This window comes from Cryptosporangium minutisporangium, assembly GCF_039536245.1.
GTDB classification, from domain to species: Bacteria; Actinomycetota; Actinomycetes; order Mycobacteriales; family Cryptosporangiaceae; genus Cryptosporangium; species Cryptosporangium minutisporangium.
The window spans coordinates 1-25672 of record NZ_BAAAYN010000024.1 but is presented as its reverse complement, the minus strand read 5'-3'; the positions used below and the strand labels follow the sequence as shown (position 1 = coordinate 25672).

The following is a 25672-nucleotide window of genomic DNA, read 5'->3' as shown; positions in this document are numbered from 1 at the left end:
CAATCACGCCGCTGTCTGGCCGGGAAGCGCGACAATCACGCCGCTGTCTGGCCGGGAAGCGCGACAATCACGCCGCTGTCTGGCCGGGAAGCGCGACAATCACGCCGCTGTCTGGCCGGGAAGCGCGACAATCACGCCGCTGTCTGGCCGGGAAGCGCGACAATCACGCCGCTGTCTGGCCGGGAAGCGCGACAATCACGCCGCTGTCTGGCCGGGAAGCGCGACAATCACGCCGCTGTCTGGCCGGGAAGCGCGACAATCACGCCGCTGTCCGGCCGGGAAGCGCGACAACCACGCCCCTGCCCGGCGGAGCTGATCCCGATGCAAGGATGAGGGCCGCGTCTCGACCGTCGAGAGGGGCTGACCGCACCGTGCCGCGTCCGAGCGTTCCGCTGCTGTCGCGCGATCAGATCGCCGCGGCGGCGCTCGCGCAGATCGACGAGACCGGAACGCTCACGCTGCCCAAACTCGCCACGACGCTGAACGTCAGCGTCTCGTCGATCTACCACCACTTCGCCGGTGGGCGGGAAGCGGTGATCGAGGGCATCCGCGGTCTGCTTAGCCGCGACTTCGAGGGGCCGTTCGACGAGACCGCCGGGTGGCGCGCCTACACCGAGGAGTGGGCCCGGCGGTACCGGGCGACGATGGCCCGCCATCCGGGCGTCGTGCCGTTACTGACCGCGCAGACCGTCACCGCGCCCGAGACGCTCGCCAGCTACGAGGCGCTCGCCGATGTGCTCAGCCGCGCCGGGTTCGCCGACGAGGACCTGCTGCACGCGGTCAGCGTCCTGGACTGTTTCATCCTCGGATCCGCCCTCGACGCGGCGGCGCCGATGGACGTCTGGGCCGACTCGGGGAATCCGGAGTCGGCGCTCAGCGCGGCGATCGCGGCGACCCGCTCGCAGCCGGGAGACCGGTCGCAGCGATCGTTCGAGATCGGCCTGAACAGCTTGCTCGCCGGTCTCGCGCAGCTCGTGCACTGACGCCTCCCGGCCGACGGCTGCTGCGCCCGCTCCGGCCGTGCCGAAAGTCGGAGGCGGAAAAGGGGTTAAGCGAGCCGCCAAGCGGAATCCGTCACCTCGTCCCAGGGAGCCCTTCAGTAACCGAATCTGATTCGGTTATCGTGGCGGTCTGCTCAAGGAGGCCAGTCGTGCCGGACGCGTCGTCACGCGACCCAGGAAAGACCCGGATGCCCGCCGAGTGGGCACCGCACGCCGGCACGTGGATGGCGTACCCCACCCCGAACCAGACGTTCGGTGACGGCGTCGAGCTCGCCGCGGCCCGGGCCGCCTGGACGGCGGTGGCCAACACGATCGTGCGCTACGAACCGGTCACGATGCTGGTCGACCCCGGCGACCGCGCCGAGTTACTCGACCCGCGCATCACCACGCTCGCGGTGCCGATCGACGACGCGTGGCTGCGCGACAGCGGCCCGACGTTCGTCTACGGCCCGAACGGTGGCCCATACGCCGTGGACTGGGGGTTCAACGGCTGGGGCGCCCAACCCTGGGCCTCCTGGGTCGACGACCGGCAGGTGGCCCGGCGGGTCGCCGACGCGGCCGGGGTGCCGCGCATCGCGTCCACACTGACCCAGGAGGGCGGCGGCTTCCACGTCGACGGCGCCGGAACGGTGCTGCTCACCGACACCGTCCAGCTGGACCCCGACCGCAACCCCGGCTGGACGGGCGCGCAGGTCGAGGCGGAGGTTCACGCCCGGCTCGGCACCACGACCGCGATCTGGTTACCCCGCGGGCTCACCGCGGACTACGGCAAACTGGGCACCAAGGGACACGTCGACATCGTCGCCGCGTTCACCCGGCCCGGCACCGTCGTCGTGCACACCCAGCCCGACCCCGGCCACCCCGACTACGCGGTGAGCCAGGAAGCCACCCAGATCCTCCGCGACCAAGGGCTCGAGGTTCTCGAACTGCTCGCCCCTACCGTCACCGAGATCGACGGTGAACTGGTCGACTACTCCTACGTCAACCACTACGTGGCCAACGGCGTCGTCGTGCTCTGCGCGTTCGACGACCCCCGCGACGCCCAGGCCGCCGCCGTGCTGGCCGAGGCCTACCCGGGCCGCGAGGTCGTGCTCGTCGACGCCCGGGACGTCTTCCGCTTCGGCGGCGGCGTCCACTGCATCACCCAGCAGCAGCCCCGAACCGTCCCACCGCAGCCGCAGCCCCTCGAGGAGGTCTCATGGACCTGATCACCGCCTCCGCCACCGACTCACCGGCCCGCGTCGAGGCACCGGTCCGCGGCGTTCTTCCCGTCGGCCTGGTGCAGACCCGCTGGCACGCCGACCCGGCCGAGCACCGGGAGGTGCTGCTCGACGGCGTCCGCACCGCCGCGGAGGCCGGCGCCCAGGTCGTCTTCCTCCCCGAGCTGACGCTCTCCCGGTACCCGGCGGACACCCGCCCCACCGGCGACGCCACCGCCACCGCGGAGGACCTGGAGACCGGCCCGACCCGCGGGTTCGCCGCCGAGGCGGCCGCGGCCACCGGCGTGATCGTGCACGCGTCGCTGTTCGAGCGCAGCCCGGCCGACGACGGGTTGGGCTTCAACACCGCGGTCCTCGTCGCGCCGGACGGCACCCTGCTGGGACGCCGCCGCAAAACCCACATCCCGGTGACCGCGGGGTACTACGAGGACCACTACTTCCGGCCCGGCCCCGCCGAGTCCGACGCGTTCGCGCCGGTCGAGCTGTCCGGTGGTGCGCGGATCGGCCTCCCGACGTGCTGGGACGAGTGGTTTCCCGAGGTCGCGCGTGCCTACTCGCTGGCCGGCGCCGACGTTCTCGCCTACCCGACCGCGATCGGCTCCGAGCCCGACCACCCCGACTTCGACACCGCGCCGCTCTGGCGGCAGGTCATCGTCGGCAACGGCATCGCGAACGGCACGTTCATGGTCGTGCCGAACCGCTGGGGCTCGGAAGGGCTGATCACGTTCTACGGCAGCTCGTTCATCTCCGACCCGTACGGCCGGGTGCTCGCCGAAGCCCCGCGCGAGGGCGACGCGGTGCTGGTCGCGCCGCTCGATCTGGACCAGCGCCGGGACTGGCTGACGCTCTTCCCGTTCCTGGAGACCCGCCGCCCGGACGCGTACGGCGCCCTGACCGCCTGAGCGCACGCCAAGCCGGTTCCCCTCAGGCGCCGGACCGCGCCCAGCCGCGGACCGCCGACGGGGCCGGGTTGACGTGTGCCGCTCCGGCGGCGATCACCGTCGGCACGGTCTCGTTCCCGTCGGCCACGGCGCGGACGGCGGCCGCGCCCTCCGGGTCGCTCCAGATGTTGACCCAGTGCACGCGCCGCCCGACGGGGAGCAGGCCGAGCCGCATCCGCAGACAGAACGGGCAGCCCGGTCGCCAGTAGACGATCGGCCGGCCGTCCTCCGCGCTGCGCGCCTGCGCCTCCGCCGCGGTCACCGACGATCGCACGAGCAGCGGCGTGGACGCCCAGGCCCAGCCGAGGAACCAGAGCAGGAGGATCACCGCGAAGACCGGCGATCCGCCCGCGAACAGGGCCGCCGCTCCGAGAACGCCACCCGCCGCCAGCAGGGCCGGAGACCTCCAGTTGCGCATGCCTCCCACGGTAGAGGCCGGGCCGTGCCCGGCAGGTCACAGATCGAGGACGAGCTTCGGGCCGGCGGCGCGGGACACACAGATGAACATCGTGTCGTTCGCCGCGCACTCCTCTTCGGTCAGCAGGCTGTCCCGGTGGTCGACCGCGCCGCTCAGCACCGGCGTCTCGCACGTGCCGCACGTGCCCTCCTGGCACGAGTACAGGACGAGTGCACCGGCCTCCTCGACGACCTCGAGGATGGACCTGTCTGGCGGCACGGTGACCGTCACCCCGGTCTGCGCCAGTTCGACCTCGAACGACTCGTGCCGCACCGGCTCACCCTGCTCCTTGGGCGAGAACCGCTCGACGTGCAGCGCGCCGGACGGCCAGGACGTGCACCGCTCCTCGACCGCCAGCAGCAGCGGCTCGGGCCCGCAGCAGTAGACGAGGGTGTCCGCGCGCGGCGTGCCGAGGATCGCGTCCAGGTCGAGGAGACCCTGCTCGTCCTGCGGACGTAGGGTGACCCGCGGGCCGTGCGCGGCGGTCAGCTCGGCCGCGAACGCCATCGACGCCGCGGTGCGGCCGCCGTAGTGCAGCTCCCACTCGGCGCCGGACGCCGCAGCGGCGGCCACCATCGGCAGGATCGGCGTGATCCCGATGCCGCCGGCGACGAACACGTACCGCGCCGCGGGCTCCAGCGCGAAGTGGTTGCGCGGCCCGCGGACGTCGACCAGCTGACCCTCGTCGAGCTTGTCGTGCACGTACTGGGAGCCGCCGCGGCTCTCGCCCTCGCGGAGCACCGCGATCCGCCACACCGACCGGTCGGCCGGGTCGCCGCAGAGCGAGTACTGCCGGACCAGGTCCGGTCCGAGTGCCACGTCGACGTGCGCTCCCGGTGCCCATGCGGGGAGCGCGGCTCCGGCGGGGCTCCGGAGCTCCAGCGTCACGACGCCGTCGGCGACGCGTTCGCGGCGGGCGATCCGGAGACGCAGGTCCACCTCGTCGTGCGTGCTGTGCACGGGCCTCTCCTCGTCCATGCGGCAGGTCATAGTCAGGATGCCATCTGTCAATGGCGCGGTCATCGCCTCCGGGCGAACGTCACACCCGCGCCGGCCGGCGGCGGAGCATCACCGGGTCGGTGACGACGTGCGCGGGTGGCCGCGGCAGCGGCGCCGGAGGTGGCTCGATCGCGCCGCCGGCAGGGTGGTCGGGGTGGGCGAGCAGCCACTCCCAGAGCACCACCGGGTCGTCCGCGTCGCTCTCCGCGCCGCAGTGACAGCGACCGTGGAGCCGGTCGGAGCCGGGCAGCCAGTCCACGTGCAGTACCCGCGCCCCGGCGCCCCGTGCGCCGGGGCCCGCGGCCGTCATCGGGCGGCCGGGGCAGCCGCCGGAGCCGACCCGGCGCCGGCCGCGGCCAGCTTCGCCATCAACCGGCGGGCCGCGAGGCCACCGGTGTCGATGTTGATCGACAGTTCCTGGTACCCGTCCGCCTCGGTCGCGATCACCCGCTCCAGGACGTCGAGCGCGGTCACGTCCTGCAGCACGACCGTGCGGTTGCTCTCGGCCAGGAAGTCCGACACGCCCTGGTCGTCGAGCGCGAAGTCGCGGGCCACCGCCCAGAAGTCGTGGGTCGAGTGCTCGGTCTCCGGCGTGATCGCGTACACGACCTCGACGTGGAACGCGTCCGGGTCGCTGCCGTCGGCGTTCGGCAGCACCCCGACCGGCGCGATCCGGGAGTGCAGTTTGTACAGGCAGGGCGGCGTGTACTCGATGTCCTGCCAGCGCGTGATCCGGCCGGTGATGCCGGTCGACTTCGCGTAGAACGGCGGGCAGGCGGCGTCGGCCATGTGGCGGGACACGTAGACGATCCCGGCTTCCTCGTCGACCTCGGTCGTGATCGGGGTCTCGGCCACCTCGGGGGTGCCGATGTATCCGCCGTGCAGGTAGGTCTCGTGCGAGAGGTCGAGCAGGTTGTCGATGAGCAGGCTGGCCCGCGCGGCGAGCGGCTCCATGCCCGACACGGTCGTCCAGCCGTCGAGGTCGAGCCACGGCGCCCGGGGGATCGGCGTCGAGGGCGCGAGTGCCGGGTCGCCGATGAACACCCAGACGAACGAGTCCTGCTCCACGATCGGGTACGAGCGCAGCCGTGCGGTCCGCGGAACCCTGGTCTGACCGGGCACCGCCACGCAGACGCCGTCCGCGCCGTAGGTGAACCCGTGGTAGCCGCAGACGACGGTGTCGCCGACGAGGTGGCTGGGGTGCTCGGAGAGCGGGAAGCGGCGGTGCACGCACCGGTCGGATATCGCGGTCACGGTGCCGGCCTCGGTCCGCCAGAACAGGATCGACTCCCCGCAGATCGTCCGGGAGAACAGGTCCCGTCCGATCTCGCGGCCGTAGGCGGCCACGTACCACTGGTTGCGCACGATCGACGTCATCGTCAGCCCTCTCCACGCTCAGCCCTCGGTCGGGTGGTCAGTGTGAGTGGCGCCACCCGCGCCTGCCGACCGTTACTTCCGCAATGCGGAAGGCTGATCCGTCCTTGTTCGGTTCAGCCGGTAGGTCGACGAGACGCGCGCCGCCGACCGTCGCCCGGAACCGACCGAGAGGGCTGCGTGCGCGGGCATTCGGGTCCACACTGGCCCCATGCCGACCGCCGACGAGCCCGGCCCGGACGCGCTCCGGCGCAAGCTCGTCGCGGCGATCGACGACTGGCGGGCCGAGCTGTTCGCGCCGGTCGACCCCGCGGTGCGGGCGGCGATGCTCACGATTCCGCGCGAGGTGTTCGTACCGGGGATCCCGCTGGCGGACGCCTACGACGAGCACTCCGCGGTGGTCACCAAGCGGGACGCGCACGGCATCGCGATCAGCTCGGTGTCGGCGCCGTCGATCGTCGCGATGATGCTCACCCAACTCGACGTCCGACCCGGGCACCGCGTCCTGGAGATCGGCAGCGGCGGGTACAACGCCGCGCTGCTCCGCGAGCTGGTCGGGCCGGACGGCCGGGTCACCAGCGCCGACGTCGATCCGGACGTCGTCGAACGGGCCCGGCGCTGCCTGGCGGCGATCGGCTGCACCGACGTCGAGGTGGTGCAGGCCGACGGTGAGTTCGGCGTGCCGGACGGTGCGCCCTACGACCGGATCGTGGTGACGGTCGAGGCGGCGGACACCCCGCCGGCCTGGGTCGCGCAGCTCGTCGACGGCGGGCGCTTGGTGGTCCCGCTGCGGCTCTGCGGGTTGACCCGCTCGGTCGCGTTCGACCGCGTCGGCCGGACGCTGGTCAGCCGCGGGTACGAGCTGTGCGGTTTCGTCCGCATGCGCGGCGCCGGCGAGCGCCGCGAGCTTCGGGTGTCGCTGGACGGCGACGACGTGTACCTCGTCCTCGACGACGGCCAGCACGCGGACGCCGCAGCGCTGCGCACCGCGCTCCGCCGGCCGCGGGTGGAGCGCCCGACCGGGGTCGTCGTCGGCCCCGAGGAACCCTACGTCGAGCACCTCGATCTCTGGCTGGCCACGACGCTGCGCGGGTTCTGTCTGCTCACCGCGAGCGAGCGCGCCGTCGAGCGCGGGCTGGCGTACCCGACCTGGGCGGGTGGGGGAACGCCGGCGATCACCCGCGGCGGAACGTTCGCGTACCGGTCGTGGCGACGCCAGGCGGCGGGCGGTGCCGAGCTGTCGGTGCTCGCCCACGGCCCGGACGCCGCCGAGCTGGCGGAGGAGTTCGCGGAGCCGCACCGGGTGTGGGGGCGGGACCGGCGTACCGCACCACCGGCCCGGATCGTGGTGCACCCCGCCGGTACGCCGGACGCCGAGCTGCCCGCCGGGTTCGTGCTGGACCGCCCGCACACCCGCACGGTGATCTCCTGGCCCGACGCGGGTTAATCCGCACTAACCGAAAATTGAGTAAGCTGCGGTTAACCGAACTCTCCCGACCGCCGCGTGTCGGGTCACCCGGCCTCCGGCGACGGTCTGAGCCAGGACAAGGGTTCACCGGAGGCGACGGAGGCTGGGATGGACGCCTGGGCGACCGGCGCCGACGGGGCTTCGTCGGCCAGCCCGATACCCACCCAGCCGACCGGCGCCGACGGGTCCGGCGGCGTCGGCCGCACCGACGGGTCCGGCGGGGCGGGACCCGACGCGAACGCCGGCGGGACCTCGGCCGCCGAGACGCGGCGGAGCGCGCTCAAGGCCGACCGGCGGCGCCAGCTGCTCCGGGCCGGCGCGACGCTCATCGCCGAGCGCGGCTTCCCCGGCGTGCGGCTGGAGGATCTGGGCGCCGCCGTCGGAATCAGCGGCCCGGCCGTCTACCGGCACTTCCCGAACAAGGAAGCGGTGCTGGTGGAGTTGACGGTCGGCGTCAGCGACCGGCTGCTGCGCGGCGGCCACGCGGTGGTGGTCGCGGCCCCGACGCCCGCCGCGGCGCTGGCCGGCCTGATCGACTTCCACCTGGACTTCGCGCTCGGCGATCCGGAGCTGATCCGGATCCACGACCGGGACCTGGCCAGCCTGCCCGCCGACGCGCTGCACCGGGTACGACAGACCCAGCGGACCTACGTCGAGCTCTGGGTGACGGTCCTCTGCGCGATCCGCCCCGGCCTGGCGGAGGACGAAGCACGGGTGCGGGCGCACGCGGTGTTCGGCCTGCTCAATTCGACGCCGTACAGCGCGCAGGGCGTCGCACCGGCTCGCACCAGGGAGATCCTCCGGGAGATGGCCTTCGCGGTCCTGCGCTGAGCCCGCACGGCCGCGAGCCGCGTCGCCTGGACACACTGGATACGCCCGCCTACGCTGTATCCCAGTTAGTCGCCACTAACTGAGACCGCCACCCCGACGACGGGACCGGACATGACCGACACCGCGCTCGATCTCCTCTCCGAAGACCACCGCGACCTCGCGCTGACCGTCCGGGAGTTCGCGCGCTCGGTGGTCGCCCCGGTCGCGGCCGTCCACGACGCGGAGCACTCGTTCCCCTACGAGGTCGTCGCGGGCATGGCGTCGATGGGGCTGTTCGGCCTGCCGTTCCCGGAGGAGTACGGCGGCATGGGTGGCGACTACTTCGCGCTCTGCCTGGCGCTGGAGGAACTCGGCAAGGTCGATCAGAGCGTGGCGATCACCCTCGAGGCCGGGGTCTCGCTCGGTGCGATGCCGATCTACCGCTTCGGCTCCGAGGAGCAGCGGAAGGCGTGGCTGCCGCAGCTGACCAGTGGACGCGCGCTCGCGGCGTTCGGTCTCACCGAGGCGGGTGCCGGCAGCGACGCGTCCGGAACGCGCACCACCGCACTCCGCGAGGGCGACTCCTGGGTTCTCAACGGCTCCAAGCAGTTCATCACCAACTCCGGCACCGACATCACCCGCCTGGTGACCGTGACGGCGGTGACCGCGACCGGCGCGGACGGGAAGAAGGAGATCTCCACGATCCTGGTGCCGACCGACACCCCCGGGTTCACCGCCGGCCCTGCCTACGACAAGGTGGGCTGGCGCGCGTCCGACACCCATCCGCTGACCTTCGACGACGTGCGGGTGCCCGCGGAGAACCTGCTCGGCGACCGCGGCCGGGGTTACGCGAACTTCCTGCGCATCCTGGACGAGGGGCGGATCGCGATCGCGGCGCTGGCCACCGGTGCCGCGCAGGGCTGCGTCGACGAGAGCGTCAAGTACGCGTCGGAGCGGGTGGCGTTCGGCAAGCCGATCGGCGGCCACCAGTCGATCGCGTTCACGATCGCGCGGATGGAGGCCCGGGCGCACACCGCCCGCACCGCCTACTACGACGCGGCCGCCCGGATGCTGGCCGGCAAGCCGTTCAAGAAGGAGGCCTCGATCGCGAAGCTCATCGCGAGCGAGGCCGCGATGGACAACGCGCGGGACGCCACCCAGATCCACGGCGGCTACGGGTTCATGAACGAGTACGCGGTGGCCCGGCACTACCGGGACAGCAAGGTGCTGGAGATCGGCGAGGGCACGACCGAGGTGCAGCTCATGCTGATCGCCCGGGAGGTCGGCCTGTGAGCGCGCGACGGATCGTCCAGCGTGGGCTGTGGTTCGAGGAGTTCGAGACCGATGTCGTCTACGACCACCGGCCGGGGCGGACGATCACCGAGGCCGACAACGTGCTCTTCACGACGTTGACGATGAACACCCAGGCGCTGCACCTGGACGCCGCGTTCGCCGCGGAGACGGCGTTCGGTCAGCGCCTGGTGAACTCGATGTTCACGCTCTCGACGCTGATCGGGCTCTCGGTGGCGCAGCTGACGCAGGGGACGATCGTCGCGAACCTGGGTTTCGGCGAGGTCGCGTTCCCGAAGCCGCTCTTCCACGGCGACACGCTCTACGCCTCCACCGTGGTCACGGACCTGCGGGAGTCTCGCAGCCGCCCGGGCGAGGGTGTGGTGACGTTCGCCCACACCGGGACGAACCAGCACGGCGACGTGGTCGCCACCGCCGTCCGCTCCACCCTCGTCCGCAAGCGCCCGTCAGGGGACTGACGTTCACCCGCCGTTGCCCTAGCGGACTCCCGTCGACCCCTTCGGTGTCCCTTTCTGCCCCGCTAGCGTCCGTATTTCACACCGGACGTGAGCAAAGGCAGGTACCTACTCGTGACCAGCGGACTCCACCGAGGGCTCGCGTTCCCTCGGGCACTCCTCGCGATCGTCGTCGTGGTCGTGGCGGTCGTGACGCTGACGCCGCAGGCGGCCTCGGCCGCGCCGTCGCGGAACCCGTCGCTGATCATCAACGGCTACGTCGAAGACGGCTGCCTGAGCGCCAACTACTCCAACTCCTACATCGCCGACTGCGGCAGCGGCTCCGGCTACCACAAGTGGCGGCGGATCTACCTGCCGCTCGGGGGTTCAGGCTGCAGAACGACGAGAGCCGACTCTGTCTCGCGATGAACTCGGGGCTGGACGTCTTCGTGACGAACTGCTCCTCCGCCAACATCAATCCCTACCAGGACTGGCAGTTCGTCGCGGACAACGCCGCCTGGACCAACATTCGCCACCGCCAAACCGGCGCGTGCATGAGCGCTAACGGCATGGCCAAGGACACGTACGGTGTCCGGGGCGGATGCAACTTCGACGCGCCCGGACGGACGTGGCTGTTCTCGTAGATGTCCCGTTACCGACGTATCAGCCGGCGCTGATACGTCGGTAACTGGCCAGAAATCAGCGCGGGCCGTACGTGCGGAAGATCGGCTCCGCGATGCAGACGGGCTTGGGTGCGCCCTCGGCCTCGATCACGGCGCCGATCGTCAGCTGGTAGCCGCCGGACACCTCCTCGACGTCCTTCAGCGTCGCGGTGAGCCGGATCTTGGAGCCGACCGGCACCGGCGCGGGGAAACGAACCTTGTTCAGCCCGTAGTTCACGCCCATCGTCGCGTCGGACACGGTCAGGACCTGCGACCACATCGGAATCAGCAGCGACAGCGTCAGGTACCCGTGGCCGATCGGGCCGCCGAACGGGCTCTCCGCCTTGGCCCGCTCCGGGTCGACGTGGATCCACTGGTGGTCGTCGGTCGCGTCGGCGAACAGGTTCACGCGCTCCTGGGTGACCTCGAACCAGTCGCTGACGCCGAGCTCGGTGCCCTTGAGGTTCGGCAGCTCGGCGAGGGTCGTCGTGGTGGTGCTCATGCGAGAACATCCTTCCGGAGGTCGGGCTTACGGATCTTGCCGGTGGCGGTTTTCGGTAGCTCGGGGACGAACCGGATCTCCCGCGGCACCTTGAAACCCGCGAGTCGCTCGCGCAGGGCGGCGCGGACCGCGTCGGCGTCGGTTTCCGTGCCGTCGGACAGAACCACGAACGCGAGGCCGACCTCGCCCCACCGGTCGTCCGGGACGCCGATCACCGCGGCCTCCTCGACTCCCGCCAGGTCGCGGAGCGCGGACTCGACCTCGGCCGGATACACGTTCTCACCACCGGAGATGTACATGTCCTTGTACCGGTCGCGAATGTAGAGGAAGCCCTCGTCGTCGATCACGCCGGCGTCCCCGGATCGGTACCAGCCGTCGACCAGCACCTCGGCGGTGCGGTCTGGCTCGTTCCAGTAACCGGCCATGATGTTCGGCCCCTGCAGGACCACCTCGCCGATCTCACCCGGCGCGGCCTCCGACCCGTCCGGCCGCACCACCCGGACGTCGGTGAAGAACTGCGGGCGCCCGGCCGACCCGACCTTCGCCACGGCGTCGGCGGAGTCGAGTACGGTACCGGCCGGGGCGGACTCGGTCATGCCGTACGCCTGCTGCACCGTGATGCCCCGGTCGAGCCAGGTACGCAGCGTCTCCATCGGTAGCGGCGCCCCGGCGGCGGCCACGGTGCGCAGCGACGAGAGGTCGCGTTCACGGAAGCCCGGTTCCCGACTGAGAGCGTCCAGCATCGTCGGGACCCCGAAGAAGCTGTTGATGCGCTGCTCCTCGATGAGCGCGAGCAGCGCAGCCGGATCGAACGACCGCACGATCACCGCGCACCCACCGCGCAGCAGCGTCGGGTTGACGGTGCCGTTGAGGCCGCCGATGTGGAACAGCGGCGCGACCGCGAGCGTCCGCTCGTCCGAGGCGAAGTCGAAGCCGAGGATCTGGCTCATGCACGCCCAGGTCATGTTGCCGTGCGTGAGCACGGCGCCCTTGGGCCGGCCGGTCGTCCCGGAGGTGTACATGATCAGGCATGGGTCGTCGAGGGTGACCCGGGCGTCCCGCGGCTCCGGCTCGGTCAGCAACTCCTCGTACGGCAGCGAGTTCGCGCCGCCGGCGACCGGCGGCTCCGCCGCCACCCACGTACGGACCGACGTCAGGTCGCGCAGCTCGTCGGCGATCACGCCGTGGTCACGGCCGTGGACGACGACCGACGCGCCGGAGTGCCCGATGACGTAGGCGGCCTCCGGCGCCGTGAACCGAGCGTTGACCGGCACCCACACCGCACCGAGCTGCCCGCAGGCGTAGAGCGTCTCCAGGGCGGCCGGGTCGTTGAAGCCCAGCCACGCCACCCGGTCACCGGGGCGGACGCCGAGGCCGGCGAGCGCACCGGCCACGCGCCGCACGCGGTCGGAGAACTGCAGGTGGGACGTGGTGACACCCTCGAACCAGAGCGCGTCCCGGTGCGGCGAGATCCGGCGCCGCCGCTCCGGCCAGGAGCCCAGTCCGGCGTTACGCACGGTCCAACCCGAGGGCCCGGACGGCGTTCTCCTTCATGACCAGCGGCCGGACGTCGGGCTTGACGTCGAGGGTCTCGAAGTCGCGGATCCATCGCTCCGGCCGCAGCAGCGGATAGTCCGAACCGAAGAGGACCTTGTGCTTGAGCTGGCGGCTGATCGCGTGCACCAACTGCGGCGGGAAGTACTTCGGTGACCAGCCGGAGAGGTCGATGTAGACGTTCGCCTTGTGGGTGGCGACCGAGATCGCCGCGTCCTGCCACGGCACCGACGGGTGGGCCATGATGATCGTCAGACCGGGGAAATCCGCCGCGACGTCGTCGATCAGCATCGGGTCGGAGTAGCGCAGCTTGATGCCGCGGCCACCGGGCAGACCCGCGCCGATCCCGGTCTGACCGGTGTGGAACAGCGCCGGGACGCCGAGGGACTCGATCTCGGCGTAGAGCGGGTAGACGCTGGGGTCGTTGGGCAGGAAGTTCTGGAAGCTCGGGTGGAACTTGAAGCCCCGGACACCGTGCTCCTCGACCAGTCGCCGGGCCGCCCGGATACCGGCGACGCCGCGCGCCGGGTCGATGGATCCGAACGGGATCAGGACGTCGGGGTGCGCGGCGGCGAGGTCGGCGATCTCCTCGTTCGACAGCGTCGGCTGGCCGGTCGCGGCTTCGGCGTCGACCGTGAAGATCACCGCGGCCATCTTCTGCGCCCGGTAGTCGGCGGCGATGTCGGGCACGGTCGGGTCGTACGGGTCGCCCTTGAAGTACTTGGAGGCGGCGGCGGACAGCTCGTCGTCGAGGGCCATGTGCCCGTGCTGGTCGGCGTGCACGTGGACGTGCACGTCGATCGCGACCAGGTCGTCGAGGTTCAGCCCGGCCCGGGCCCCATTCTCCGGGGTCATCGCGGGGGCTCCGGGAACTGCTGGCCCACGGTCTGCAGCGACGGGGAGAACCGGTCGGCCCAGACGTCGGCGATCGCGTCGGCCGACCAGCCGGTGCCGTCGGCGAACTCGACGACGACCTCGGACGGGTGGCTCCAGAGCGCGAGCCGGTCGCCGCCGATGCCGACTGCCTGGCCGGTGATGCCGGCGGCGGCGTCCGAGGCGAGGAACGCGACCAGCCCGGCGGCGTCCTCGGGCGTCCCGAAGCCGAGCTGCTGGCGGGCGAACGCGGGCAGCGGCTCGCCGTTGTTCAGCGCCTCGATGTACGGCTTGAGGAACGGCACGGTCTCGGTCATCGCGGTCGCGGCGACCGGCACCACCGCGTTGACGGTGATCTGGGCCCGGGCCAGCTCCATCGCCCAGGTGCGTACCATGCCGACGATGCCGGCCTTCGCGGCGGCGTAGTTCGTCTGCCCGAAGTTGCCGACCTGGCCGGTGGGGGAGCCGATGCAGATGATCCGGCCGCCTTCGCCCTGCTCACGCAGCTTGACAGCGGCGGCGCGGGTGCAGGTGAACGTCCCGCGCAGGTGGGTGGTGATCACCGCGTCGAACTGCTCGTCGGTCATCTTCCACAGCGTCGTGTCGCGGAGGATGCCGGCGTTGTTGACCAGCACGTCCAGCCGGCCGAACTCGGCCACGGCCCGGTCGACCAGGGCCTGGGCGGCGTCGCTGCTGCCGACCGGGACCACCTCGGCGACTGCGCGGCCACCGGCCTCGGTGATCGTGTCGACGGCGGCCTTCGCCACCGCCTCGTCCACGTCGTTGACGACGACCGCCGCACCGTGCGCTGCCAGCCGCTGCGCGTAGGCCAGGCCGAGGCCACGCCCGCTTCCGGTGACGATCGCTACTTTGCCTGACAGGTCCATGTCGCTGCCTCTTCGCCGCTCGGGGGACTCGATCTCCGAGAAAGAAGGTAAGCTCAACCATTGAGAGTGTCAATGAATGAAGGGTTCATCTAATGCCGTTCGTCGACAACATCGGTTTCCTGATGTCCCGGGCGAGCGGCCAGCTGGTGCGCGCCACGAACGCCGCGCTGGCCGACGACGGGCTGCGGGTGCGGCAGTACTCCGTGCTCTCGCTGGTGTGCGAGTCCGCCGACGGGGAGTCGCAGCGTGACCTCGCCGAGGTGCTCGGGCTCGACCCCAGCCAGGTCGTCGCGCTCGTCGACGACCTGGACCGCGCCGGGCTGGTCGAGCGCCGCCCGTCACCGGCCGATCGGCGGACGAAGCTCGTGGTGCCCACCGAGCGTGGCCGGGCGGTCCGGGACCGGGCGGGCGAGCGGGCCGACGCCCGGCTCGCCGAGACGCTCGGTGCGTTGACCGAGGACGAGCAGGCGACGCTGCGCGCGCTGCTGGCCCGGGTGGCCGATCTGGGCGTGGCGCCACGTGTGGCGCCCTGAGATTTCGTGCTCGATCGGGCCAAACAGAACCCTGGCGCCCGGCGAATCGCTCCGACGGGTTCCGAACCGGAGGCTCCCGGCCCACCATGGAGTGATCCAGCTCACCGTCCGAGCGAGGAGAGCCCATGAAGACGCAGGCAGCGGTCGTCCACCAACCCGGGAAACCGATCGAGATCGAGGAACTGGAACTCGACAAGCCCCGCGACGGCGAGGTGCTCATCCGTTACCTCTACGCGGGTCTGTGCCACTCCGACGTCCACATCGCCCACGGTGACCTGGAAGCCCGGTTGCCGATGGTGCTGGGCCACGAGGGCGCGGGAATCATCGAGGAGGTCGGACCCGGCGTCACCCGGGTGAAGCCCGGCGACCACGTCGTCTGCTCGTTCATCCCGAACTGCGGCACCTGCCGCTACTGCGCCACCGGGCGGCAGTCCATCTGCGACCTCGGTGCGACGCTGCTGGAGGGATCGCTGCCCGGCGGGCGATTCCCGTTCCGCGGCCAGGCCGGTGAGTACGGCGCGATGTGCTTGCTGGGGACGTTCAGCCAGTACGGCGTCATCCACCAGAGTTCGGTCGTCAAGGTCGACGACAGCCTGCCGTTGGACAAGGCGGTGCTGGTCGGCTGCGGCGTCCCCACCGGATGGGGCTCAGTCGTGAACACCGCCGAGGTGACCGCCGGTGACACCGTCGTCATCATCGGCATCGGCGGGATCGGGATCAACGCGGTGCAGGCGGCCGCGTTCTCCGGGGCCAAGCACGTCGTCGCCGTCGACCCGCTCGCCAACAAACGGGAGAAGGCGCTCGAACTCGGCGCGACCCACGCGTTCGCCACCGCCGCCGAGGCGATCGACGCGGTGACGGCGCTGACCGAGGGCCAGATGGCGGACTCCGCGATCCTCACGCCCGGTGTGCTGACCGCGGAGAACGTCGGCGAGGGCTTCATGATCGTCGGCAAGGGCGGGATCGTCGTACTGACCGCGCTGAACAAGCTGGAAGAGCCCACCATCCAGCTACCGGGCACGGTGCTGACGCTCTACCGCAAGCAGCTGCGCGGCAGCCTGTTCGGCGACTGCAATCCGACCACCGACATCCCGCGGCTGCTCGGCCTCTACCAGAACGGCGACCTGAAGCTCGACGAGATCATCACTCGCACGTACCGGCTGGACGAGGTCAACCGCGGTTACGACGACTTGCTCAACGGGGCGAACGTCCGCGGCGTCATGGTGCACGAGCACTGAGTCTGGCTACTCGGGCCGTGGCCCGTCGGGGTTCCCGGCCCGGGGAACGCCGACGGGCCGCCCGCCCGGTGACTGCGGCATAGTGATGCCGTGGCGCAGCGGTCCGGGCGGGAGGGTCGTGGACTGATCCTGGCCGGGGTGGACGGAAGTCCGACCTCGGTGCGGGCCGGCGCGTACGCCGCCGGCCTCGCCCGGCGTCAGCACGCCGACTTCCTCGTCGTGTACGTCGCCACCCGGGCAGCGCTGGCGGCGATGGCCCCGGAGGCGGCGCAGCTCGCCGAGGAGGCGGTGGAGCAGTCGATCGCCGAGCTCCGGGAGAGCGTCGAGGCGTGGACGGGCTGGGCCGAGATACCGGTGCGGTTCCTGGCGGTCCGCGGTGATCCGTACACCGAGATCTGCCGGATCGCCGGCGAGGAGCGCGCGGACGCGGTCGTCGTCGGCGCGTCGACCCACGCCGGGCATCGCTGGGTCGGATCGCTGGCGGTGCGGCTGGTGAAGACCGGCCGCTGGCCGGTGACGGTGGTGCCCTGAGCGGCCGCGGGGCCGGTGCGGCTGCGGTAGCGGCCCGGTAGCCGATCGGGAGCGGCGCGCGGTGACGCTCCCGGCGGGGGAGCGGGACGGGAGCGCCGGGCCGGTGGCAGTGCAAGCGCCCTCGGTGCAACCGATTGGGGTGGCGCACCCTCTGTACCCCTGAGGAACGGGACATGACTACTGTTTCGAGCGTTACCCCGGATATCGCCCCACCCCGGCCGGTCCGCGCGCCGCTGGTCTCGGTGTCCGACAAGCCGTTCGCGTACGTCCTGCACGGCTTGATCGAGGCCCAGCTCGCGTCGCCTCCGGCGGCACCCCCGGCGCCCGCCGGGCCTCCCGTCGTGGCTCCGATCGTGATCGGCCCGAAGGGCCCGACGACGATCGGCGCGTTCACGCTCGGCCGTCTCGTCCTGACCGGCAGCGCGACGTTCCCGGAGATCCCGGCCGCCTGAGCGCGGTGCGCGAGCGGGGTCATGTGACCGCTCGGATGGCTCTACGCTGCCATCATGGCCGCGTTCGGTGATGCGTCCGCCGCTGGTGAGACGGACGGTCGGGTCTGGGACGTCGCGCTGTCCTTCGCCGGAGCGCAGCGTCCTTACGTAGAACAGGTCGCCGCGGTGCTCAAGGCGTCCGGGGTGCGATGTTTTTACGACGCGGACGAGCAGCTCACGCTCTGGGGGAAGTTCCTGCCGGAGGAGCTGTCCGACCTCTACGCGTATCGGGCCGCGGCGGTCGTCGTGTTCGTTTCCGCCGAGTACGCCGCGGGCGACTGGACGCGGCTGGAGCGTCGCGCCGCACTGGATCGCGCGGTGCGGGACCGGGCAGAGCGGGTGCTACCGGCCCGCTTCGACGACACCGCGCTGCCCGGCTTGCTCGCGGGCCTGGTGACGGTCGACCTCCGCGAAGTGGAGCCCCGGACGTTCGCCCACCTGCTGATCGAGAAGCTGGCCACGCTCGGCGTCCTCGGTACGGGGCCGCCCCCGGGCGCAGCAACGACACGACCGGCTCCGGTCATCGCGAACCTGCCGCCGCGCAACCCGGTCTTCACCGGCCGTGGTGAACTGCTCGGTGCGATCGAGCGGAGCTTCGCCGAGCAGCCGGTGGCCGTGGCCACGGTGCGCGGCATGGGGGGCATCGGCAAGACGCAGACCGCGCTGGAGTTCGCGTATCAGGGACGTCAGGGCGGCAGGTACACCCTGACCTGGTGGGTGCGGGCGGAGTCCGACCTGACGCTGCTGGAAGACCTGGCGGGATTGGCCCCCGCGCTCGGCACGACGTCCGATCAGGACCTGGAGTTCACCGTGACCGAGGTCTGCCGGCGCCTGGAGACGCTGTCGAATTGGTTGCTGGTCTTCGACGACGTGCGGGAGGCGCGGGTCGTCCGACCGTGGCTGCCGGCCGGGGCGGGCCACGTGCTGATCACCTCGCGGGACCGGTCGTGGCAGCGGACCGCGACGACGTTGGACATCGACCTCTTCACCCGCGAGGAATCGACGAGCTACCTGTTGCGGATCGCCGGTACGCCGTCCGACTCGGGGACCCGCGCCGCCGCCGACTCGCTCGCCGCGGAGCTGGGCGATCTTCCCCTCGCGCTGGCGCAGGCCGCGGCTTACGTCGAGACTCACGGCCTGTCGATCGGCGGCTACCTAGCGCTGTACCGGGAGCAGGCCGGCGCCGGTCGGCTGCTGGCCGAGCGGATCGAGGACTACCCGCACCGCGTGGCGACGACGTGGCTCATCCACTACACCGCGCTGGCGGCCGATCAGCCGGCCGCCCTCGAACTGCTCTCGCTCTGCGCGTGGCTGGAGACCGACAACGTCGATCTCGACCTCCTGCTGGGCCGCCCCGAAGTCCTCGAGGGCGCGTTGGCCGGTGAGCTGGCTCGACGGGCCGCGACGGCGTCCGGTCGGGAGGAGCTCATCGGCGCGCTAGTCAGAACCGGTCTGGTCACTCGCCTCGACGACGTTCGGCTCCGCATCCATCAACTGGTGGCGCAGGTGACCCGGGAGCGGCTCGTCGAGCACGACCCCGAGATCGCTGCCGCGTGGGCGAACCATGCCCTGGACCTGGTGTACGAGCTCCTCCCCGACGAGCCGTGGAAGCACCAGAACTGGCCGGGTGCGCTCGAACTCGCCGCCCATGCCACGACGATCATGGGACACCTCGAACGCGCCGGATGGACGCCGACCATCAACGCGGGCCCCGTCCTCGGGATGCTCGGCCAGTACCTCGAGGCACGGGCGGACTACGAGACCGCTCACCGCTACCTCGAGCGCGCGCTGACGATCGTCGAGGCGATGTACGGGCCGCAGCATCCGTGGGTCGCCGCGACGCTGGGCAACCTGGGTAACGTCCAGCTGCAGCTCGGCTGGCTGGACGCGGCGCGGGCATCGCACGAGCGAGCGCTGCGCATCAAGGAGACCACCTACGGCGTGGAGCATCCGCGGGTCGCGGTGACGCTGGGCAATCTCGGCCTCGTGCAGCAGCAGCTAGGAGAGTTGGAGGCGGCACGGGCGACGCACGATCGAGCACATGTGATCTTCGCGAAGGCGTGGGGTCTCGATCACCCGGACGCGGTGTGGGTGCGCGGGTTGCGGGCCGAGCTGCGCTGAGCACGCACCGCACGGGGCTCGGCGGCGAGCGGCAGGAAGTCGTCGGTGCGGCCGTCTTGCGGGAGGCCGCCGGTCGCCGCGACGAACGCGATCGTCTCCTCGACGCCGGACGACTCCGGTACGACGTGCTCGTTCGGCGCACCGAGGACGTCGTACGGCTCGTACCAGGACGCCATGTCCGCGGTGCTGAACAGCGTCGCCTGCGGCCGGGCCGCGTGCCGCCGGAACGTTTCCTCCAGGCTGACGTCCAGGTAGAAGAACGTGCTGCGGCCGCGGTGGCCGGCCGCGAGTTCGACCAGGACGTCCCGGTAGCGGGACGCGGTCAGGATGCCTTCGACGACGACGTGGTAGCCGTGGTCGAGCGCGAGACGGGCGGTCTGCGCGACCATCCGCGGAGCCAGGCCGCCGGGGTAGTCGCGCTCCCGCAGCACGATCCGCCGCAGGTAGTCCTGCTCGACGAGCGCGCAGCCGCGGCCGTGGCGACGCTGCAGCGCCGCCGCCACCGTGCTCTTGCCGGAGCCGGAGTTCCCGCGCACGACGATCAGTACCGGGTCCGGGTTCTCCGGTGAGCGCTGCATGTCGTCATCCTCCATCGAGGACTCGCGCGGTTTCTCCGACAATTGTCGGAGAACTGTGGCACTCTCCTCCGTGAGCCGCCGCCCGGCGAACGGAGGACCCGGCCGATGACCGATGTAGCCGCCGCCCGTTACGCGGGCGCCCGCCTTCCACGGGTCGAGGACCCCCGCCTGCTCACGGGTCACGGCACCTTCGTGGACGACGTGGTGCGCCCGGGGATGCTGCACGCGCACTTCGTCCGGAGCCCGATGGCCCGGGCGCGAGTCCTCAGCATCGACGCGTCCGAGGCACTCGCGCTGGACGGCGTCCACGCGGTGTTCACCGCCGGTGACCTCAACCCGGACGTCGTCGACCACTGGTACTCGCTGATGGGGAAGCACGTCCCGGACACCCCGCGGCCGCCGCTCGCCTCGGACGAGGTTCGGTTCGTCGGCGACCCGGTCGCGCTGATCGTGGCCGTCGACCGGTACGTCGCGGAGGACGCCGCCGAGCGGGTCTTCGTCGACTACGACCCGCTGCCCCCGGTCGTCGACTACGCGACCGCGGTGGAGTCCGACGAGTTGGTGCACGCGTCCTACCCGCGCAACATCGCCGGCGAGCTGGGCGGCCGCCCAGCCGAGGAGCTCGCCGAGACGTTCGCGGCGGCGGCGCACGTCGTCGAGCACACGCTCCACCAGCAGGCCTACGCGGCCGTGCCGATGGAGACCCGCGGGCTGATCGTGGAGTACTCGGCGCCGACCGGCGAGATGACGATCTGGGCGTCGACGCAGTCGCCGCACGAGGTCCGGCTGTTCTGCTCCCGGCTGCTCGGGATGCCCGAGCACCGGGTCAGGGTCGTGATGCGCGACACCGGCGGCGGCTTCGGTCAGAAGGCGGTCCCGCAGCGCGAGGACATGTGCTTGATGCTGGCCGCGCGGAAGGTCCCGGCCGCGCTGAAGTGGATCGAGGACCGGCAGGAGAACCTCGTGTCGGCCGGCCAGGGCCGCCACGAGCACGGCACCGCGCGGCTCGCGTTCGACGACGAGGGCCGGATCCTGGCGGCGTCGATCGACCACGTCCAGGACGCCGGTGCCTACCCCGTGCCGTGGCCGGTGCAGACCGCCGCGGTGGTCGGGATCCTGTTCCCCGGCCCGTACCGGGTACCGGCGGCCACGTTCACCACCCAGTCGGTGTTCTCCAACACCACCGCCCGCGCGCCGTATCGCGGGCCGTGGCAATTCGAGTCGCTCGCCCGTGAGGTGCTGCTCGACGTCGCGGCCCGCCGGATCGGCATGGACCCGATCGAGCTCCGCCGCCGGAACCTGCTGCGCCGCGACGAGATGCCGCTGACGAACCCCAACGGCATGCCGTACAGCGACGTCACGCCGCTGGAGACGTTCGAACACGCGATGAAGCTGCTGGACTACGACGCGTTCCGCCGCGAACAGGAGCGCGCCCGCGCCGAGGGCCGCTACCTCGGCGTCGGAACCTGCACTTACATCGAGCCCACCACCAGCGGGCACGGCTTCCTCGGTACCGAGGGCGCGACGATCCGGATCGAGCCGTCCGGCACGGTCAACGTCTACGTCGCCGGTGGATCCAGCGGCAACAGTCTGGAGACGACCGCGGTCCAGCTCGCCGCCGACGCGCTCGGCGTCGACATCGCCGACGTCAACACGATCCAGGGCGACACCGCGGTGACGCCGTTCGGCGGCGGCACCGGCGGTAGCCGATCGGGCTCGATGATCGCGGGAGCGGTCGCCGAGACCGCGTCCGTCCTCCGCGAGCGCGTGCTCGCGATCGCCGCGCACCGCCTGGAGGCCGCGGTCGAGGACCTGGAGCTGAAGCACGGCGTCGCCGCGGTCAAGGGTGCGCCGGGGAGCGAGCTCACGCTCGCCGAGATCGCCGAGATCGCCTACTTCCAAGCCGGCTCGCTTCCGCCCGAGATACCCGCCGGCCTGGAGGCCAGCGGCCGGTATCGGGCGCAGAGCCTGATGATCTGGGCGAACGCCACCCACGTCTGCACCTGCGAGGTCGACGTGGTGACCGGCGCCGTGACGATCCTGCGGTACCTCGTCAGCGAGGACTGCGGCCCGATGATCAACCCGAACGTGGTCGAGGGCCAGATCGCCGGTGGCAGCGTCCAGGGGATCGGTGGCGTGCTGTTCGAGCACGCCGCCTACGACGCCGACGGCAACCCGCTGGCCACGACGTTCATGGACTACCTGCTGCCGACGAGCACCGAGGTGCCGGTGATCGAGTACGGACACGTGGAGACGCCCGGCCCGGGGGAGGGCGGCTACAAGGGAGTCGGCGAGGGCGGCGCGATCGGGGCGCCGCCGGCGGTGGTGAACGCGGTGGCCGACGCGCTGGCGCCGTTCGGCGTCGAGGTCACCCGGCTGCCGCTGGGGCCGGCGTCCGTCGTCGGACTGATCGAGGCGGCGGGCGCATGAAACCCGCACCGTTCGAGTACTCCGCGCCCGAGAGCCTCGACGAGACGCTCGCGCTGCTGGCCGACTGCGCCGAACGCGACGAGGAGGCGAAGCCGATCGCCGGCGGGCAGAGCCTGACCCCGATGCTCGCGCTGCGGCTGGCCTACGTCGACCGCCTGGTGGATCTGCGGCGGGTGGCGGAGTTACGCGGCGCCGAACGCCGGGACGGCGGACTGTGGATCGGCGCCACCACCACTCAGGCCGCGGTCCAGCGGTCGCCGGACGTCACCGCGGTTGCCCCGCTGTTCGCCCGCGCCACGCCGCTGATCGGGCACTTCCAGATCCGCAACCGGGGCACGATCGGGGGCTCCCTCGCGCACGCCGACGGGTCCGCGGAGTACCCGGCGGTCGCGGTCGCGCTCGACGCCCGGATCGAGGTGGCGTCGCGGCGGGGAACGCGGACGATACCCGCCACCGAGTTCTTCACCGGCTTCCTGAGCACGGAGCTGGCCCCGGACGAGCTGCTCACCGGCGTCAGCGTCCCCGCCTGGAGCGGACGCTGCGGTTACGCGGTCGAGGAGTTCGCCCGGCGGCACGGTGACTTCGCGATCGCCGGTGTGGCGGTGGCGGTCGCGCTCGACGAGGACGCCCGGATCCGACGCTGCGGCATCGGACTGTTCGGGGTCGGTGCGACGCCGGTGCGGGCCGTGGACGCCGAGACCGCGCTGATCGGTGCCGCGGCCGACGAGGTGTCCACCACCGACGTCGGGCACGCCGCACTGTCCGGGCTGGCCGGTGTCCCCTCGGACCTGCACGGATCTGCCGATTACCGCAAACGGGTGGGCGCGGCGCTGGTGGCGCGCGCTCTCGGGAACGCCCTCCGGGAGGCGCGACATGGCTGACGTCGACATCGAGCTGACGATCAACGGCGCGGTCCGGCGGGACACCGTCCCGCCCCGGCTGACGCTCGCCGATTACCTGCGGGTCAACTGCGGGCTGACCGGCACCCACCTGGGCTGCGAGCACGGGGTCTGCGGCGCGTGCACGGTACTGCTGGACGGCGAGGCGGTCCGCGCCTGCCTGGTCTTCGCCGTCCAGGCCGACGGCGCGGCGATCACCACGATCGAAGGCATCGCCGGAGCGGACGGGCAGCTCTCGCCGGTGCAGGCGGCCTTCCGCGACCACCACGGACTGCAATGCGGGTTCTGCACGCCCGGGTTCGTGCTCTCGGCGACCACGCTCCTGCGCGACAACCCCGACCCCACCGACGACGAGATCCGCGAGGGCTTGTCCGGGAACCTCTGCCGGTGCACCGGCTACCAGGGCATCTTCGCCGCGGTCCGCGCGGCGGCCGACTCGTCGGCGGCCCCATCGAAGAACGGAACTTCATGAAGCTCGAGAACAGCTTGACGATCCCGGTGCCGCCTCCCGCGGCGTGGCGGGTCCTGCTCGACCTGGAGCGGATCGCCCCGTGCGTGCCCGGCGCCACGCTGACCGGGCGGGACGGCGATCGCTTCCGCGGCCAGCTCAAGGTCAAGCTCGGGCCGATCGGGCTGCTCTACGACGGCGTCGTCACGTTCGTCTCCCGGGACGAGGACGCCGGTGTCGCGGTACTGGAGGCCACCGGCCGGGAGAAGCGGGGCAACGGCACCGCGAAGGCGATCGTCACGTGCCGGCTCGTCGGCACCGACGCCGCGACCGACGTGCACGTGCAGACCGACCTGGCGATCACCGGCAAACCCGCTCAGTTCGGACGCGGTGCGCTCGCCGAGGTCGCGGGCGCGCTGGTCGCCCAGTTCGCGAACAACCTCCGGATGGAGCTCGCGGGGCTCAAGTAGCGGGTTGGCCCGCGCGGGCGTCGACGACCCAGCAGGCCGCGGTCAGCCGCACCTCCGCGCCGTCGACGTACGGCTCGAACGCCGCGCGCACCGTCCGCACGACCTCCGCCCGGGTGGTGTCGTCCACCTCGGGCAGCGCCTGGCCGAGGTGGCCCATCCGGGTGAAGTAGGGAACCAGCGCGCTCTCCGGGAACGTGCACGGCACGTCGATCGGCCGGAGTGCGACGTCGTCCCAGCCGCTGTCCGCCAGAATCCGTCGCACCGTGCCGGCGTCCGCGAATCCGAACTGCCCCGGTCCGTCCGTGCGGCGCGGCGGCAGGTTCGGTAGCAACGGCGCGGCGGCGCGCTCGGCCGTCGTCATGAACGGGTTCTCCTCGGCCGTCCGCCAGACGATCAGCCGCAGTGCGGCGTCGTCGGTGGCCGCACGCCGCAGGTTCGCGAACGCCTGCACCGGGTCGGCGAAGAACATGACGCCGAACCGGGACACGATCGTGCCGAACGTGGCCGGTGGGAGCGGGTGGTCCTGGGCATCGGCGCGGAGGAACTCGGCCTGGGAGCTCGCCGCCGCGGCCCGGGCGCGGGCCGCGGCGATCATCGGCTCGGCGATGTCGATGCCGACGGTCCTGGCGGTGCCGACCTGCCGGGCGAGCGCGACCGTGGTGCCGCCGGTCCCGCAGCCGACGTCGAGCACCGCATCGGCGGGCCGGTCGCGGGCGACGTCGAGGAGCAGCTCCGCGAGTGGCTCGAACATAGTGTCGATCGCCGCGGCCAGGTCGACCCAGGCGCTGCCCTTGGCGCCGTTCCACTGCGTTACCTGCTCCTGCTCGCGGGCCGTCCCCATGTTTCCTCCTGTACGCGATCGCCATCCGGAGACCACACTGTTCTACTTCAAGGTGGCTTGAAGTCAACCGGACGAGGTCAACGATGGCGGATCTGGACATCGGCGAGGTGGCGCACCGCTCGGGGGTACCCGCCTCGACGCTGCGGTACTACGAGGAGCGGGGCCTGATCACCTCGACCGGCCGCCGCGGCCTGCGCAGGCAGTTCGACCCGGGCGTGCTGCAGCGGCTCGCGCTGATCGCGGTCGGCCGCTCGGCCGGGTTCTCGCTCGACGACATCGCGGGCATGTTCGGCCCGGACGGGGAGCCGCACATCGACCGGGTGCTGCTCGTGGAGAAGGCGGACGAGTTGGACCGGACGATCCGGCGGCTCGGCGCGCTGCGTGATTCGCTGCGGCATGCGGCGAACTGTCCGGCGCCGAGTCACGCGGAGTGTCCGACGTTCCGCCGCATCCTCGCCGCGGCCGAGGAGCAACCTCCGGCCGCCGCGCCGAGCCCGCTGTCGGGTCCACCGCGCGCCCGGCCGCACGCCACCGCCGCCCCGTAAGACCGCACGCGGCGGGGCCGCGCGAGCGGGCCGGCGTCCGGCGCGCTCGGGCGC

29 protein-coding genes are annotated in these 25672 nt (G+C 71.8%); 19 read left to right on the top strand and 10 right to left on the bottom strand.

Features of this window, described 5'->3' with window-relative positions; translation table 11 throughout:
* The first annotated feature begins 371 nt into the window (after positions 1-371).
* The 3 genes from ABEB28_RS19160 (at position 372) to ABEB28_RS19150 (ending at position 3123) form a co-directional block, all read left to right on the top strand.
* Positions 372-983: a TetR/AcrR family transcriptional regulator C-terminal domain-containing protein gene (locus ABEB28_RS19160; RefSeq protein WP_345729508.1), complete on the top strand. Its 612-nt coding sequence runs from the start codon at positions 372-374 to the stop codon at positions 981-983.
* Between the two features lie 167 nt (positions 984-1150).
* Positions 1151-2209 (top strand): agmatine deiminase family protein, encoded by a 1059-nt coding sequence (locus ABEB28_RS19155; RefSeq protein ID WP_376981945.1) that lies wholly within the window; start codon positions 1151-1153, stop codon positions 2207-2209.
* Positions 2200-3123, top strand: coding sequence for a nitrilase-related carbon-nitrogen hydrolase (locus tag ABEB28_RS19150; protein WP_345729507.1), 924 nt, complete (start codon positions 2200-2202; stop codon positions 3121-3123). Before ABEB28_RS19155 ends, ABEB28_RS19150 begins: the two co-directional genes overlap by 10 nt.
* A gap of 22 nt (positions 3124-3145) precedes the next feature.
* Here ABEB28_RS19150 and ABEB28_RS19145 read toward each other — a convergent pair whose 3' ends face one another.
* From ABEB28_RS19145 to ABEB28_RS19130, 4 genes are all read right to left on the bottom strand, one after another.
* Positions 3146-3580: a glutaredoxin domain-containing protein gene (locus tag ABEB28_RS19145; RefSeq protein WP_345729506.1), complete on the bottom strand. Its 435-nt coding sequence runs from the start codon at positions 3578-3580 to the stop codon at positions 3146-3148.
* A 36-nt stretch (positions 3581-3616) separates the two neighbouring features.
* A complete protein-coding gene (locus tag ABEB28_RS19140; RefSeq protein WP_376981943.1) occupies positions 3617-4597 on the bottom strand; it encodes a PDR/VanB family oxidoreductase in 981 nt (326 codons plus the stop codon).
* A 61-nt stretch (positions 4598-4658) separates the two neighbouring features.
* Positions 4659-4928: a hypothetical protein gene (locus ABEB28_RS19135; protein ID WP_345729504.1), complete on the bottom strand. Its 270-nt coding sequence runs from the start codon at positions 4926-4928 to the stop codon at positions 4659-4661.
* On the bottom strand, positions 4925-5995 hold the full coding sequence (locus tag ABEB28_RS19130; RefSeq protein WP_345729503.1) for a Rieske 2Fe-2S domain-containing protein: 1071 nt from the start codon (positions 5993-5995) through the stop codon (positions 4925-4927). The genes ABEB28_RS19135 and ABEB28_RS19130 overlap by 4 nt, the downstream gene beginning before the upstream one ends.
* A 208-nt stretch (positions 5996-6203) precedes the next feature.
* Here ABEB28_RS19130 and fxlM point away from each other — a divergent pair, with 208 nt between their 5' ends.
* The 6 genes from fxlM to ABEB28_RS19100 all read left to right on the top strand — a co-directional run bounded on the left by fxlM (position 6204) and on the right by ABEB28_RS19100 (position 10659).
* Positions 6204-7439, top strand: a complete 1236-nt coding sequence (gene fxlM / locus ABEB28_RS19125) for a methyltransferase, FxLD system (RefSeq protein ID WP_345729502.1) — start codon at positions 6204-6206, stop codon at positions 7437-7439.
* A 129-nt stretch (positions 7440-7568) separates the two neighbouring features.
* Positions 7569-8291, top strand: coding sequence for an SACE_7040 family transcriptional regulator (locus tag ABEB28_RS19120; protein ID WP_345729501.1), 723 nt, complete (start codon positions 7569-7571; stop codon positions 8289-8291).
* A 111-nt stretch (positions 8292-8402) separates the two neighbouring features.
* A complete protein-coding gene (locus tag ABEB28_RS19115; RefSeq protein WP_345729500.1) occupies positions 8403-9563 on the top strand; it encodes an acyl-CoA dehydrogenase family protein in 1161 nt (386 codons plus the stop codon).
* Positions 9560-10039, top strand: coding sequence for a MaoC family dehydratase (locus ABEB28_RS19110; RefSeq protein ID WP_345729499.1), 480 nt, complete (start codon positions 9560-9562; stop codon positions 10037-10039). Before ABEB28_RS19115 ends, ABEB28_RS19110 begins: the two co-directional genes overlap by 4 nt.
* Before the next feature lie 111 nt (positions 10040-10150).
* On the top strand, positions 10151-10444 hold the full coding sequence (locus tag ABEB28_RS19105) for a hypothetical protein (RefSeq protein ID WP_345729498.1): 294 nt from the start codon (positions 10151-10153) through the stop codon (positions 10442-10444).
* Positions 10441-10659: a hypothetical protein gene (locus tag ABEB28_RS19100; RefSeq protein ID WP_345729497.1), complete on the top strand. Its 219-nt coding sequence runs from the start codon at positions 10441-10443 to the stop codon at positions 10657-10659. Before ABEB28_RS19105 ends, ABEB28_RS19100 begins: the two co-directional genes overlap by 4 nt.
* Positions 10660-10714: 55 nt before the next feature.
* On the opposite strand, the gene ABEB28_RS19095 is transcribed toward ABEB28_RS19100, so the two are convergent.
* The 4 genes from ABEB28_RS19095 to ABEB28_RS19080 are packed head-to-tail and all read right to left on the bottom strand — an operon-like array spanning position 10715 to position 14493.
* A complete protein-coding gene (locus ABEB28_RS19095; protein ID WP_345729496.1) occupies positions 10715-11179 on the bottom strand; it encodes a MaoC family dehydratase in 465 nt (154 codons plus the stop codon).
* Positions 11176-12696 carry an acyl-CoA synthetase gene (locus tag ABEB28_RS19090; protein ID WP_345729495.1) on the bottom strand — a complete coding sequence of 507 codons (1521 nt, stop codon included), beginning with the start codon at positions 12694-12696 and terminating at the stop codon, positions 11176-11178. Before ABEB28_RS19090 ends, ABEB28_RS19095 begins: the two co-directional genes overlap by 4 nt.
* Positions 12689-13588 carry an amidohydrolase family protein gene (locus tag ABEB28_RS19085; protein ID WP_345729494.1) on the bottom strand — a complete coding sequence of 300 codons (900 nt, stop codon included), beginning with the start codon at positions 13586-13588 and terminating at the stop codon, positions 12689-12691. Before ABEB28_RS19085 ends, ABEB28_RS19090 begins: the two co-directional genes overlap by 8 nt.
* Complete coding sequence (locus tag ABEB28_RS19080; RefSeq protein WP_345729493.1) at positions 13585-14493, bottom strand: SDR family oxidoreductase; 909 nt, start codon at positions 14491-14493, stop codon at positions 13585-13587. The genes ABEB28_RS19085 and ABEB28_RS19080 overlap by 4 nt, the downstream gene beginning before the upstream one ends.
* Before the next feature lie 92 nt (positions 14494-14585).
* Here ABEB28_RS19080 and ABEB28_RS19075 point away from each other — a divergent pair, with 92 nt between their 5' ends.
* The 5 genes from ABEB28_RS19075 to ABEB28_RS19055 all read left to right on the top strand — a co-directional run bounded on the left by ABEB28_RS19075 (position 14586) and on the right by ABEB28_RS19055 (position 19407).
* Positions 14586-15026, top strand: a complete 441-nt coding sequence (locus tag ABEB28_RS19075) for a MarR family winged helix-turn-helix transcriptional regulator (RefSeq protein ID WP_345729492.1) — start codon at positions 14586-14588, stop codon at positions 15024-15026.
* 125 nt (positions 15027-15151) lie between these two features.
* Entirely contained in the window at positions 15152-16264 is a 1113-nt protein-coding gene (locus ABEB28_RS19070) for an NDMA-dependent alcohol dehydrogenase (RefSeq protein ID WP_345729491.1), read from the top strand.
* A gap of 90 nt (positions 16265-16354) precedes the next feature.
* Positions 16355-16795, top strand: coding sequence for a universal stress protein (locus tag ABEB28_RS19065; protein WP_345729490.1), 441 nt, complete (start codon positions 16355-16357; stop codon positions 16793-16795).
* Positions 16796-16968: 173 nt separating this feature from the next.
* Positions 16969-17247, top strand: coding sequence for a hypothetical protein (locus tag ABEB28_RS19060; protein WP_345729489.1), 279 nt, complete (start codon positions 16969-16971; stop codon positions 17245-17247).
* A 54-nt stretch (positions 17248-17301) separates the two neighbouring features.
* Entirely contained in the window at positions 17302-19407 is a 2106-nt protein-coding gene (locus ABEB28_RS19055; protein WP_345729488.1) for a tetratricopeptide repeat protein, read from the top strand.
* Here ABEB28_RS19055 and ABEB28_RS19050 read toward each other — a convergent pair.
* A complete protein-coding gene (locus ABEB28_RS19050) occupies positions 19359-19985 on the bottom strand; it encodes a kinase (RefSeq protein ID WP_345729487.1) in 627 nt (208 codons plus the stop codon). The two genes, ABEB28_RS19055 and ABEB28_RS19050, sit on opposite strands and share 49 nt — an antisense overlap.
* Before the next feature lie 105 nt (positions 19986-20090).
* Here ABEB28_RS19050 and ABEB28_RS19045 point away from each other — a divergent pair, with 105 nt between their 5' ends.
* From ABEB28_RS19045 to ABEB28_RS19030, 4 genes are read left to right on the top strand one after another with little or no spacing between them, the layout of a single operon-like run.
* Entirely contained in the window at positions 20091-22415 is a 2325-nt protein-coding gene (locus ABEB28_RS19045) for a xanthine dehydrogenase family protein molybdopterin-binding subunit (RefSeq protein WP_345729486.1), read from the top strand.
* Positions 22412-23296, top strand: coding sequence for an FAD binding domain-containing protein (locus tag ABEB28_RS19040; RefSeq protein WP_345729485.1), 885 nt, complete (start codon positions 22412-22414; stop codon positions 23294-23296). The genes ABEB28_RS19045 and ABEB28_RS19040 overlap by 4 nt, the downstream gene beginning before the upstream one ends.
* On the top strand, positions 23289-23786 hold the full coding sequence (locus ABEB28_RS19035) for a (2Fe-2S)-binding protein (protein WP_345729484.1): 498 nt from the start codon (positions 23289-23291) through the stop codon (positions 23784-23786). Before ABEB28_RS19040 ends, ABEB28_RS19035 begins: the two co-directional genes overlap by 8 nt.
* Positions 23783-24232 (top strand): SRPBCC family protein, encoded by a 450-nt coding sequence (locus ABEB28_RS19030; RefSeq protein ID WP_345729483.1) that lies wholly within the window; start codon positions 23783-23785, stop codon positions 24230-24232. The genes ABEB28_RS19035 and ABEB28_RS19030 overlap by 4 nt, the downstream gene beginning before the upstream one ends.
* Here the strand turns inward: ABEB28_RS19030 and ABEB28_RS19025 are convergent.
* Positions 24225-25073 carry a class I SAM-dependent methyltransferase gene (locus tag ABEB28_RS19025; RefSeq protein WP_345729482.1) on the bottom strand — a complete coding sequence of 283 codons (849 nt, stop codon included), beginning with the start codon at positions 25071-25073 and terminating at the stop codon, positions 24225-24227. The two genes, ABEB28_RS19030 and ABEB28_RS19025, sit on opposite strands and share 8 nt — an antisense overlap.
* 83 nt (positions 25074-25156) lie before the next feature.
* Between ABEB28_RS19025 and ABEB28_RS19020 the strand changes: the two genes are divergently transcribed.
* Positions 25157-25618: a helix-turn-helix domain-containing protein gene (locus tag ABEB28_RS19020; RefSeq protein ID WP_345729481.1), complete on the top strand. Its 462-nt coding sequence runs from the start codon at positions 25157-25159 to the stop codon at positions 25616-25618.
* Positions 25619-25672: the final 54 nt, after the last annotated feature.